1 protein-coding gene is annotated in these 241 nt (G+C 70.5%); it reads right to left on the minus strand.

Annotated elements, in window-relative coordinates; genetic code table 11:
• A partial coding sequence (locus ADK64_RS15295; protein WP_159046256.1) for an acyltransferase domain-containing protein occupies positions 1-241 on the minus strand: 241 nt, incomplete at both ends.

Consider the following 241-nt stretch of genomic DNA (forward strand, 5'->3'; position numbering starts at 1 on the left):
CACCGCCGCCACATCCACCCGCCCACGACCGGCGAAAGCGGCAAGGGACTCCAGCACCTCCGCCTCCGAGGCCTGCACAGAAACCATCGCCCCGCCATCCGGCAACGCCTGCATCAAACGCCCACGCGCCGCCACCAGACGGCAGGCGTCCTCCAGCGAGAACACCCCCGCCACATGCGCCGCCGCGATCTCACCGACCGAATGCCCCAGCAGATAATCCGGCCGCACCCCCCAGCTCTCC

The sequence above is a fragment of the Streptomyces sp. MMG1121 genome (genome assembly GCF_001280015.1).
Classification (GTDB): Bacteria; Actinomycetota; Actinomycetes; order Streptomycetales; family Streptomycetaceae; genus Streptomyces.